This window comes from Pseudomonas petroselini (assembly GCF_045037875.1).
In the GTDB taxonomy this organism is placed as follows: domain Bacteria; phylum Pseudomonadota; class Gammaproteobacteria; order Pseudomonadales; family Pseudomonadaceae; genus Aquipseudomonas; species Aquipseudomonas petroselini.
This window is the reverse complement of record NZ_CP173614.1, coordinates 5,801,893-5,813,120: the sequence shown is the minus strand read 5'-3', so window position 1 is coordinate 5,813,120 and position 11,228 is coordinate 5,801,893. Positions and strand designations below refer to the sequence as shown.

At 59.7% G+C, this 11,228-nt stretch carries 13 protein-coding genes; 9 read left to right on the top strand and 4 right to left on the bottom strand.

Annotation, left to right across the window (positions count from 1 at the left end; translation table 11 throughout):
- The first annotated feature begins 359 nt into the window (after positions 1-359).
- From cobU to ACI512_RS26725, 7 genes are all read left to right on the top strand, one after another.
- The gene (cobU, locus tag ACI512_RS26755) at positions 360-881 is read left to right on the top strand and encodes a bifunctional adenosylcobinamide kinase/adenosylcobinamide-phosphate guanylyltransferase (protein WP_236383454.1); all 522 of its coding nucleotides are present in this window, start codon (positions 360-362) and stop codon (positions 879-881) included.
- Positions 878-1,933 (top strand): nicotinate-nucleotide--dimethylbenzimidazole phosphoribosyltransferase, encoded by a 1,056-nt coding sequence (gene cobT / locus ACI512_RS26750; RefSeq protein WP_231808615.1) that lies wholly within the window; start codon positions 878-880, stop codon positions 1,931-1,933. Before cobU ends, cobT begins: the two co-directional genes overlap by 4 nt.
- Positions 1,930-2,505: an alpha-ribazole phosphatase family protein gene (gene cobC / locus ACI512_RS26745; RefSeq protein ID WP_122810115.1), complete on the top strand. Its 576-nt coding sequence runs from the start codon at positions 1,930-1,932 to the stop codon at positions 2,503-2,505. Before cobT ends, cobC begins: the two co-directional genes overlap by 4 nt.
- Positions 2,506-2,507: 2 nt before the next feature.
- Positions 2,508-3,236: an adenosylcobinamide-GDP ribazoletransferase gene (locus ACI512_RS26740; RefSeq protein ID WP_231808613.1), complete on the top strand. Its 729-nt coding sequence runs from the start codon at positions 2,508-2,510 to the stop codon at positions 3,234-3,236.
- A 42-nt stretch (positions 3,237-3,278) separates the two neighbouring features.
- Positions 3,279-3,683, top strand: a complete 405-nt coding sequence (locus ACI512_RS26735; RefSeq protein WP_015885231.1) for a MarR family winged helix-turn-helix transcriptional regulator — start codon at positions 3,279-3,281, stop codon at positions 3,681-3,683.
- A gap of 63 nt (positions 3,684-3,746) precedes the next feature.
- On the top strand, positions 3,747-4,946 hold the full coding sequence (locus tag ACI512_RS26730) for an MFS transporter (protein WP_162471080.1): 1,200 nt from the start codon (positions 3,747-3,749) through the stop codon (positions 4,944-4,946).
- A 150-nt stretch (positions 4,947-5,096) separates the two neighbouring features.
- Positions 5,097-5,648 (top strand): glutathione peroxidase, encoded by a 552-nt coding sequence (locus ACI512_RS26725; RefSeq protein WP_236383453.1) that lies wholly within the window; start codon positions 5,097-5,099, stop codon positions 5,646-5,648.
- A gap of 65 nt (positions 5,649-5,713) precedes the next feature.
- Here ACI512_RS26725 and ACI512_RS26720 read toward each other — a convergent pair whose 3' ends face one another.
- The 4 genes from ACI512_RS26720 to ACI512_RS26705 all read right to left on the bottom strand — a co-directional run bounded on the left by ACI512_RS26720 (position 5,714) and on the right by ACI512_RS26705 (position 8,888).
- Entirely contained in the window at positions 5,714-7,009 is a 1,296-nt protein-coding gene (locus ACI512_RS26720) for an OmpP1/FadL family transporter (protein WP_015885228.1), read from the bottom strand.
- A 146-nt stretch (positions 7,010-7,155) separates the two neighbouring features.
- Complete coding sequence (locus ACI512_RS26715) at positions 7,156-7,638, bottom strand: hypothetical protein (protein WP_015885227.1); 483 nt, start codon at positions 7,636-7,638, stop codon at positions 7,156-7,158.
- A 279-nt stretch (positions 7,639-7,917) separates the two neighbouring features.
- Positions 7,918-8,139: a hypothetical protein gene (locus ACI512_RS26710; RefSeq protein ID WP_024076751.1), complete on the bottom strand. Its 222-nt coding sequence runs from the start codon at positions 8,137-8,139 to the stop codon at positions 7,918-7,920.
- Between the two features lie 443 nt (positions 8,140-8,582).
- Complete coding sequence (locus ACI512_RS26705; RefSeq protein ID WP_015885226.1) at positions 8,583-8,888, bottom strand: hypothetical protein; 306 nt, start codon at positions 8,886-8,888, stop codon at positions 8,583-8,585.
- A 457-nt stretch (positions 8,889-9,345) separates the two neighbouring features.
- Here ACI512_RS26705 and ACI512_RS26700 point away from each other — a divergent pair, with 457 nt between their 5' ends.
- Together ACI512_RS26700 and rmuC are read left to right on the top strand one after the other, a co-directional pair.
- The gene (locus ACI512_RS26700; protein ID WP_015885225.1) at positions 9,346-9,669 is read left to right on the top strand and encodes a hypothetical protein; all 324 of its coding nucleotides are present in this window, start codon (positions 9,346-9,348) and stop codon (positions 9,667-9,669) included.
- Between the two features lie 175 nt (positions 9,670-9,844).
- On the top strand, positions 9,845-11,209 hold the full coding sequence (rmuC, locus tag ACI512_RS26695; protein ID WP_175538080.1) for a DNA recombination protein RmuC: 1,365 nt from the start codon (positions 9,845-9,847) through the stop codon (positions 11,207-11,209).
- Positions 11,210-11,228 lie beyond the last annotated feature (19 nt).

Genomic DNA, 11,228 nt, shown 5'->3' with positions numbered 1-11,228 from the left:
TGTGGAAGCGGGCTTGCCCGCGAAGGCGGCCTGACAGCCGACCCCTATTTACCTGATGCCCCACACTCCAAATGTGGGAGTGGGCTTGCCCGCGAAGGCGGCCTGACAGCCGACCCCTATTTACCTGATGCCCCACACTCCAAATGTGGGAGTGGGCTTGCCCGCGAAGGCGGCCTGACAGCCGACCCCTATTTACCTGATGCCCCACACTCCAAATGTGGGAGTGGGCTTGCCCACGATGGCGGCCCGACGGCCGACCACCCTTTACCTGATGCCCCATGTCCCAAATGTGGGAGCGGGCTCGCCCGCGATGGCGGCCTGACAGCGGACCCACTTCAGCCAACCCAAGGTGCCATCCCATGCTTCAACTGATCCTCGGTGGCGCTCGCTCCGGCAAAAGCCGTCTCGCCGAAAGGCTTGCGAACGACAGTGCCTTGCCCGTCATTTACATTGCCACCAGCCAACCGTTGGATGGCGAGATGAACGCGCGCGTCGCGCTGCATCGCCAACGTCGCCCGGACGATTGGGGCTTGATCGAGGAGCCTGTTGAGCTGGCGCGGGTGCTTCGGGAGAACGCTGCCGTGGGGCAGTGTCTGCTGGTGGACTGCCTGACGCTGTGGCTGACCAATCTGCTGATGCTCGAGGACGTCGAACGCTTGGCGCTCGAACGCGAACAACTGCTGGAAACCCTGGCCTCGCTGCCGGGTGAAATCATTTTTGTCAGCAACGAGACCGGTCTGGGTGTCGTGCCGCTGGGCGAATTGACTCGCCGCTATGTGGATGAAGCCGGTTGGCTGCATCAAGCCTTGGCCGAGCGGTGTCAGCGTGTTGTCCTGACCGTTGCCGGCCTGCCCCTGACTTTGAAAGGTACTGCGTTATGACTGACACCTGGTGGCTCAACCCTTGTAAGGCGATCGACGCTCAAGCGTACGAACAAGCCCTGGCGCGCCAGCAACAATTGACCAAGCCGGCCGGTTCCCTCGGTCAGTTGGAGGCGCTGGCAGTGCAATTGGCCGGCCTGCAGGGCCAGGTCAAGCCGTCGGTGGATTCGCTGTGGATCGCCATTTTCGCCGGTGACCATGGCGTGGTTGCGGAAGGCGTGTCGGCGTTTCCCCAGGAAGTCACCGGGCAGATGCTGCAGAACTTTGTCACCGGTGGCGCGGCCATCAGCGTATTGGCGCGGCAGTTGGGTGCGCAGTTGGAAGTGGTCGACCTGGGGACGGTGACGCCGTCGCTGGATCTGCCGGGTGTACGGCACTTGAATATCGGCGCGGGCACGGCCAACTTCGTCAACGGCCCGGCGATGACCGAGGCTCAGGGGCAGCTCGCCCTGCAAGCCGGTCGCGACAGTGCGCGGCGTGCGTTGGCAAACGGGGCGCAACTGTTTATCGGCGGCGAGATGGGCATCGGCAACACCACCGCCGCCAGTGCGCTGGCGTGTGCCTTGCTCGATTGTCCGGTCAGCGACCTCACCGGGCCGGGCACCGGGTTGAATGCCCAGGGTGTCAGCCACAAAGTGGCCGTGATCGAACGCGCGCTGGCGTTGCATGCCGGCCAGCGCGGTAATGCGTTGCAGACCCTGTTCAATCTTGGCGGCTTTGAAATTGCCGCACTGGTGGGCGCGTATCTGGCCTGCGCCCAGGAAGGCATCGTGGTGCTGGTGGATGGGTTCATCTGCACGGTCGCGGCGCTGGTGGCGACACGCGTGAACCCGGCGTGCCGTGAATGGCTGGTGTTTGGCCATCGCGGTGCCGAGCCTGGTCATCGTCATGTGCTGCAGCGTCTGGACGCGCAGCCATTGCTGGAACTGGGGCTGCGCCTGGGTGAGGGCAGCGGTGCTGCGCTGGCGGTGCCGTTGTTGCGCCTGGCCTGCGCGCTGCACGGGCAGATGGCGACCTTCGCCGAAGCCGCCGTGGCAGACCGTCCGGCATGACCTTGCGCCTGGACCTGCTGCGCCACGGCGAAACCGAGCTGGGCGGCGGCCTGCGCGGCAGCCTGGATGACGCACTCACCACCAAGGGCTGGGCGCAGATGCGTGCTGCTGTTGTGGCGCAAGGGCCGTGGGACCGCTTGGTCAGTTCGCCATTGCAACGTTGTGCGCGGTTTGCCGAGGCATTGGGCGCTCAACTCAACCTGCCGGTCACGCTGGAAAAGGATCTGCAAGAGCTGCACTTCGGTGCCTGGGAGGGGCAAAGTGCCGCCGCCTTGATGGAGACCGACGCCGAGGGGCTGGGCTTGTTCTGGGCTGATCCCTACAGTTTTACACCGCCGGAGGGGGAGCCTGTCAGCGACTTTTCCGGTCGGGTGCTGGGCGCTGTCGCACGTTTGCATCAGGCTTACGCCGGTGAGCGTGTGTTGTTGATCAGCCATGGCGGCGTGATGCGCCTGTTACTGGCGCAAGCGCGTGGCTTGCCTCGGGAGCAATTGCTAAACGTGGAAGTTGGCCACGGTGGGCTATTCAGCCTGCAGGTCGCCAACGACGGCGCGCTGAAGGAAGTGGGGTAACCATGCTGCCATTCTGGATCGCCCTGCAATTTCTCAGCAGCCTGCCGATTCGCCTGCCGGGCATGCCGCAGCCTCAGGAGCTGGGCCGCTCGTTGCTGTTTTATCCCGTCGTCGGTGTGTTGTTCGGTGTGCTGTTGTGGGCCTTGAATACGGCATTGATCGGCGCGCCGCTGTTGCTGCATGCCGCACTGTTGCTGACGGCCTGGGTGCTGCTCAGTGGCGGCCTGCACCTGGACGGTCTGGCGGACAGCGCCGATGCCTGGCTGGGCGGCTTCGGCGATCGCGAGCGAACGCTCGCGATCATGAAGGACCCGCGCAGCGGGCCGATTGCCGTGGTCACGCTCGGGCTGGTGCTGCTGCTCAAATTCACCGCCTTGGTCGCCTTGATCGAACAGCAGAACGGCGCCGCACTGATCCTGGCCCCGTTGATCGGCCGCGCATCGATGCTGGCGCTGTTTCTCACCACGCGCTATGTGCGTGCTGGCGGATTGGGCCAGGCATTGTCGGATCATTTACCGAGGATCGTCGGCCAACAGGTGCTGATCCTCAGTGGTCTGGCGTGCATCCTGATCGGCGGCTTCAGCGGTGGTGTCGCGGTATTGCTCGCGGCGATCTGTTTTATCGGGCTGCGCCAACTGATGGTCAATCGCCTGGGCGGCACCACGGGCGACACCGCGGGCGCCTTGCTGGAGCTGCTGGAAGTCGCGGTATTGGTCGGCCTGGCGCTGTAACACTTTCTTGCATTTCCTTAATCGCGGGTATATACACGTTCCATGCTTGCCTCCCAATGTTTATGTACCAACCTGCGACGTGCCGCCCGTGGCGTCAGCAGGCATTACGACGGCGCCCTTGATGGCTTCGGGATCAACGTCGCCCAGTATTCCTTGCTGTGCAACCTGCAGCGGCTCGATCAGCCGAGCATTTCCAACCTGGCCGACGCCATGGGCCTGGATCGCAGCACCTTGGGGCGCAACCTGCGGGTGTTGGAAGGCGAGGGCCTGGTGCAGTTGGTTGAGGGGGATGACTTGCGTAACCGCCTGGTGAAGTTGACCGACGACGGTGAAGCACGACTCGCCGCCGCATTACCTGCCTGGGAGGCGGCGCAGCAGAAATTGATCGATCAACTCGGCGCGGAAAAACGCGAAACCTTGTTGGCCTTGCTGGACGAACTCGCCTGATCGCGGGTTTGTTCGACTATAAGCGGGTATATACCCGCAAGCGGAGAATAAGAAATGACCTCGATGTGGCGCACCAGTGGCTGGATTCTTGTGGGGAGTGCGCTGATCCTGGCGTTGTCGTTGGGTGTGCGACACGGGTTCGGCCTGTTCCTGGCGCCGATGAGCAGCGAGTTCGGCTGGGGCCGTGAGACCTTTGCCTTCGCCATCGCTTTGCAGAACCTTATCTGGGGCCTGGCACAGCCGTTTACCGGCGCCCTGGCCGATCGGTTTGGCGCCACCAGAGCGGTGTTTGTCGGCGGCGTTCTTTACGCGGTGGGCCTGGTGCTGATGGGCATGTCCGATTCGGCGTGGTCGCTGTCCCTGAGTGCCGGCCTGCTGATTGGTATCGGCCTGTCCGGCACCTCGTTCTCGGTGATTCTCGGTGTGGTCGGCCGCGCCGTGGCCCCGGAAAAACGCAGCATGGCCATGGGCATCGCGAGCGCTGCCGGTTCGTTCGGCCAGTTTGCGATGGTGCCGGGCACCTTGGGCTTGATCAGTTGGTTGGGGTGGTCTGCAGCACTGCTGGCGCTGGGCCTCATGGTGGCGCTGATTCTGCCGCTGGTCGCGATGCTCAAGGACCGGCCGTTACCGGTGATGGCCGGTCAGCAAACCTTGCGTGAAGCGTTGAAGGAAGCCTGTTCCCATTCCGGCTTCTGGCTGTTGGCCTTCGGCTTTTTTGTCTGCGGTTTCCAGGTGGTGTTCATCGGTGTGCATTTGCCGGCCTACCTAGTGGACCAGCACCTGCCAGCCACCGTCGGCACCACCGTGTTGGCGCTGATTGGCCTGTTCAATATCTTCGGCACCTACACCGCCGGCTGGCTCGGTGGGCGCATGTCCAAGCCGCGCTTGCTGACGGGTTTGTACCTGTTGCGTGCGGTGGTGATTGTGCTGTTTCTGTGGGCGCCGGTCACCGAAGTCACGGCCTACCTGTTTGGCATGGCCATGGGCTTCTTGTGGCTGTCCACCGTACCGCTGACCAATGGCACCGTCGCGACACTGTTTGGTGTGCGAAACCTCTCCATGCTCGGTGGGATCGTGTTCCTGTTCCACCAGCTTGGTTCATTCCTGGGTGGCTGGTTGGGCGGGGTGGTCTATGATCGTACCGGCAACTACGATTTGATCTGGCAGGTGGCAATTCTGTTGAGCCTGCTCGCCGCGGCGCTTAACTGGCCTGTGCGCGAGCGGCCGGTGGCACGATTGCAGGCGCAGATGGAGGCAGCATGAGCCTAGCGGTACGCGGTGTGATACTTATCGCAGGGTTGGTCCTGATGCTGCTGGCCTGGTGGGGCTGGCAACACGGCGGGCTCGCGTTGATGCAACTGGGTATGTCGATCTGTTAAGTTCGTAGCCTGAATATTTTGAAGGACACCCGACATGCAGATGCGCTGGCTCGCTGTACCCGTCCTGATGGCAATCGGCAGTGTCGCCCTGGCCGCCAGTTGCCCGCCGCTGCTGGAAGGCCAATTGCCCAAGCTGCGCGCCAAGGAATCCATCGACCTGTGCCAACGTTTTGCCGGCAAACCCTTGGTCATTGTCAATACCGCGAGCTTCTGCGGGTTCGCCCCACAGTTCAAAGGGCTCGAAGGGTTGTATCAACGCTACAAGGGCGAAGGGCTGGAAGTGATCGGCGTGCCGTCCGATGACTTCAAGCAGGAAGCCAAGACCGGTGAAGAGACCGCCAAGGTGTGTTACGTGAATTATGGCGTGACCTTTACCATGACCGAGCCACAAAGGGTCAAGGGGCCGGACGCGGTGCATTTGTTCAAGGTATTGGCGCAGCAGACCGACACGCCGCCGAAGTGGAATTTCTACAAGTATGTGGTGGATCGGCAGGGCAAGGTGATTGCCAATTTCTCCAGCCTGACCAAGCCGGACAGTCCGGAGCTGATCAAGGCGGTGGAGGAGGCGATCGCCTCCAAACCGTGATCGGCGTGCATTAAAAAGCCCCGCCTCCTTTGCAGGAGAGCGGGGCTTTTTTATGCGGCGTCGGGTTAGAACTTGTAGGTCAAGCCCAGGCCGAAACCGTTAGCGCTGTTTTCGTACTTGGCGTTGTACGTCTGACGCAGGGCATTGGTGCGCTGCACTTTGACGTCTTCTTCCTTGAGGTACGAGTAAGCCAGGTCGACGGTCATGTTATCCATGACCGCGTAGCCCAGGCCCACACTGAAGATTGTACGGTCGCCAGTAGGGATGCGCGGTGAACGATCGGTATTGTTGGTAGGCGACTGGTCGAAGGTCAGGCCGGTACGCAGTACAACTTGTTTGGTCAGTTGGTACGAAGTACCCACCGCGTATGCCCAAGTGTCGTGCCAGTTCTGATCTTCTTTGATGGTACCGACCAGCGCCGGAGCAACGCCGCCGCCGTTGGCAGCGGTGACGCCTTCGTTGTTGACGGTGATGTCTTTCAGGCGGCTCCAACGGGTCCAGGTCGCACCCGCATAGAGTTTCCACGCATCGTTCATGTCCTGAGTGACCGACAGATCCCAAGATTCAGGGGTGTCGATTTTCAGCGAGGCATCGTACCGATTTCCGCGCAGGGCAATGCCTGGAACGCCCGTGCCCGGGGTCACTTCAGTATGGCCTTCGAGCTTGTACTTCACTTTCGAGTGATAAGTCAGGCCCACACGCGTGGTATCGGTGGCTTGAACCAGAACGCCGAAGTTAAAGCCCAGGGCAGTATCGTCACCCTTGATCTTGATGTTATTCGGACCGCTGCCTGGAACCTGAGGCAACGAAACATCCGACTCCAGCACGCCGGAGATCCGGTTGATGGTTGGGCCAAAGCCGATGGAAACCCTGTCGTTGAAGGCATAACTGACAGTCGGCTGGAAGGTCATGACCTTCACTTCGCTCTTGCTGCCAAAGCCACGGCCCTGGAAGCCATTTTCGTAGTCGGTCACCAAACCGAACGGAGCATAGACGCCGAAACCGATGGCCCACTGTTCATTGAGCTTGTTTGTGTAGAAGCCGAATGGAACGGCGGTGAAGGGCACCATGTCACCTTTGTTGCTACCGGTGGTGTTGGTGTTGCCACTGACGTGGCTGATATCGGTCGAAGCATCAATCGCTGCAACACCGCCCGTGATTTGCTGGCCTTCCAGCCGAGCCATACCGGCAGGGTTACCGTAAACAGTGCTTGCATCATCGGCAGAAGAAGAGCGACCTGCGAAACCCGTACCCATCCCGCTGACGCTCTGTTCGTTCAGTGCGAAACCGCTTGCAAACAGTTGGGAGGATGCCATGGCAACGGCGAGGCTAAGTGTGGTCTTGAGCATTACTTTTTTCATTATTAGAACTCCGTGGTGATCACCGCTGCGGAAAGTAACAATAAATTTAAGATCGCGCTATAGGCTGTAACGCAGGAGATAGAGCGTTTTTGTAGGACAATCCGACCATAATTCGGGGTTTTTGGCGAATCTTGCAAATTGCCCGGTCAGCAAGCCACGTGATTCATGGGTGAAACACAGGTTTGCCAGGCTTGAGTGAAATCGCGCAGCCTTCCTTGTGGGTGAAATATTTCTTTCCAGATACGCGCCATTGCCAAGACATCACCGGGCGGTGGCAGGGTGCAGGTGTGTTGTTCAACCAAAAGCCAGGCGATTGCCGTGGCGTAGCGCAGGTTCACCGTCAACTCCAGTTGCGGCGCGCTGAGGAAGGCATGTTGGCTGGCCAGTCCACGTACCAGGCTGGCGCGTTCAGGGTCCAGCGCCAGGTACTTGTCCCATAAATCGCGATGGCGGGGCTCGGTGATGCTGTACAGGCCATGCCCGCGTCGGTCGTGCAAAGCGGAACCGAGTTCCGACTGGCTGGCGGCGATGCCCAGCAGCAGGGACTCAGCCGTCGGGTTATGGCGGCCGAGGTACAGTAACGTCGGCCGGATCACATAACGACACAATTCGCTGGCGGCGATACCCATACGAGCCTCAATCCGTGAAAGTGGTCGGCGAGGCCTGAGGAGGGGGCTTGGCAGCAGTGGATCGGATCTCAGGCTCGCCGGAGGCGGATCATGCCGCCTGAGTTGAAGTGTAGTGTCATATTTGTGATGTAAAGGACTGTTTTTAAAACATCTTATTCATTTAGTTATAACGTTTATATCTATTTGAACTTAATGTCATCGCCTGTGCATAAACGCCAGGCAATAAAAAACCCTGTTTTTTAAACAGGGTTTTTTTTATGTTTCAGCGACTCAGGTCGATCAGGCAACCAGTGCCTGACGAGTACGTTCGATCACAGCCTGCAGCGGTTCTGCGCTGGAGTATTGATCGGGGTACAGGCGTTCGCTGTGACGAGCGATGCCGTGTTCATTGACCAGGGTGAAGCTGAAGCAGCCTTTACGAGCGGCCATGATCAGGCAGTTCATTGGGGCAAAAGCATTGGTGAGGGTGCGAATGGCATCCTGAGTATGGATAGTGGACATATTATTGGTGTTCCTACAAATGACACGGTTAAGAACCGTGCAACGTTAAAACGTTCCAGTGACGTTGATCACCATTGATCGAACGAAGAACCCGACTGGAACAAAGCAGCCAGTTTGAAGCGCTAATAAGTTAGGCGCGCTTGGGCTGGCAGGTAGGTACTTAGGAGGGCAGGCAACACAACAGGGGCAAAGGTTCTGGGCCCAGGGTGGAGATCCTGATCAATTTGCAGGTTGGTTCGGTCAGAGTATTGAAACTTCGCGACACCCTTTGCTTGTTCAAAGGCCGTGTCGTCGCAAGTGATACCTGGAAACCATCGAGGTGGTCGATCCCGTGTTGTTCAGGGGACTTGTTCGACCAGAATTGACTTTCAGCTTGGTACTAACGCCGCGGATAGTAACGGAATGAATCTGGTAATGGAAGGGCTCTGGCCAAAAAACTTCAATCAGCCGCCCAGCAGGCCCCGATAGACCAGCACCGTGGTTGCCGCTGCCAACGAACAGCCCAGCCCGTAAGCGGCGAGGGTCAAGCGCAGGGACTGGCCGGTCTCCACCACTTTCATCACATCGGCCATGTCGTTGATCCGGCCTTCGCCCAGTTCAATGCACAGGCTTACGGCGGTAAACGCCGCCGACAGCAAGATAGCGATGGCAAACAGTGCGCCGTCCGGGGAGGGCAGCGCCGCATTGATCCCCAAGGAAATGGCGCAGATGGCCAGTAGCAACACAGCGAATAACAGAATTCCTTTCATCGACCCTTCCAACGTTGCGCTGTAGGTCGGGGAGTGTGGCGAGCCGGGAAAGATTTGAAAAGTCCCTGGTTTGCCCCGGCGGTAACATTTTTGCAGCAAGTTGCTTCAAAAAAAGCCAGTGATATAACCATCGGAGGGGTACTTGTGCACATTGGTTGCGCGGGGTGTAACCGCGCTGTCAACTGCACTGCAGCGCCGCCATTTGCCTGCAATGGAAATTTAAGTCAATGAAAAATCTGGCTTTTTTTTATTGGTGAAAAAATCGTCAGTTTGACTGGGGCCCCCATTCCATGGGGGTTTGCGCGGGTTAAAGGGGGGTTGTCCACTGAGTTATCCACAGCTTCTGTGGATTGTCCCGAGCGCTTGCTCTAGAACGGGCGTGCAGAGTTTTTTCAGCTTTACCTGTACGAAAAAAAGAGTAGAGTGGCGCCCCTTCCGTTCTGTCCCACAGTGCTTTATGAAGTTTCGCTCAGTATCACCTTCTGTTACCGACGCCCCTCACACTGTTACCGCCCCCAAGCGCTTTTCCTTGAAAGTGGCTTTGTGGTTGCTCGACAGCCCGCGCCTGGGTCACAACGTCAACGTCAAACACTTCGCCGGGCGCTTGCTCAAGCAGCCGGCCCGTGAAGGCGTGGTCGCTGCCCAAAGCCGGCTGGGCCAACTGATGTGCCGTGAGTGCGGGAATGCCCGTGACCGCCGCATCGGCCACGACCTGCTGCGCCTCGCGGCCCGTGCCGGTGACCGCCGCGCCCAACGTGAACTGGGCCAGGTCGAAGACTGAGCTGTCCTCAGGCCCTGTGCTCCGCTAACCTTGCTTTTTTTCGGTGATGGCAGACATGTCTATGGCGTTCGACTGGACCAGTATTGCCCTTGGCCTCGCTGGCGCTGCTGTGCCGTTATTGGCCCTGTGCTGGCAGCTTCAGCGACGGCTGACCGCGCGCATGACCGGCTGGGAACTGCTCGAAGAGCGTCTGGCCACTGCGCAACTGGCCCAGGAAGGCCTCGCCGCGCAGCTGGATGCCAGTCGCGATGAAATCAGCGACCTGAGCCAGGCCAATGCTGCCAAACAGGCTGACTTGGCCGCTGTGCGCCGCGAGGTCGAACTGCTGCAGATCGACCGCGACAATGCCCGCGATGCCGCGCATGCATGGAACTTGGACCGCAGCGCCAAGGAGGCCGAGCTACGTCGCCTGGATGCATTGTCGTCCGCCCTGCGCGCCGAACTGCGTGAGCAGCAGGACAGCCATCAACAACGCCTTAACGACCTGCAAGGCTCACGGGATGAGTTGCGCGCACAGTTCGCCGAACTGGCGGGCAAGATCTTCGACGAGCGTGAACAGCGCTTCGCCGAAACCAGCCAGGAACGCCTGGGCCAGTTGCTTGATCCGTTGAAGGAACGCATCCAGTCCTTCGAAAAACGCGTAGAAGAAAGCTACCAGAACGAAGCACGCGAGCGTTTTTCCCTGGCTAAGGAGCTTGAACGCCTACAGCAACTGAACCTGCGTCTGTCAGACGAGGCCACCAACCTGACCCGCGCCCTCAAGGGCCAGAAAACCCAAGGCAACTGGGGCGAGCTGATCCTTGAGCGGGTGTTGGAGCATGCGGGCCTGGAGAAGGGCCGCGAGTATCAGACTCAGGTCAGCCTTAAGGGCCCGGACGGCGAGCGTTTCCAGCCGGACGTGCTGATCATGTTGCCCGGCGACAAGCAGGTGGTGGTGGATTCCAAGGTCAGCCTCACCGCTTATCAACAGTACGTGGCAGCGGAGGATGATGTGATCGGCCAAGCGGCGTTGAAGCAGCACGTGCTGTCGCTGCGCAATCACGTCAAAGGCTTGGCCGGCAAAGACTACAAACGCCTGGAAGGCCTGCACAGCCTGGATTTCGTGTTGCTGTTCGTACCGATTGAGGCGGCTTTTTCGGCCGCGTTGCAGGCCGAACCGAACTTATTCCAGGAAGCCTTCGATCGCCATATCGTCATCGTCAGCCCCACCACGTTGCTGGCTACCCTGCGGGTGATCGATAGCCTGTGGAAGCAGGAACGCCAGAGCCAGAACGCCCGGGAAATCGCCGAGCGTGCGGGCTGGCTTTACGACAAATTCGTTCTGTTTATCCAGGACCTGGACGAAGTGGGGAATCGTCTACAACAGTTGGATAAGGCTTACAGCGCCGCGCGTAACAAGCTGACAGATGGACGCGGGAATCTGGTCAGCCGGACCGAGCAATTGAGGTTGCTCGGCGCGCGGGCGAGTAAAAGCTTGCCGGCCGATCTGCTGGAGCGGGCGATGACCGATTCCGACGGCGTGGCCCATCTGCCCGAATAAACACAAACCAAAATGTGGC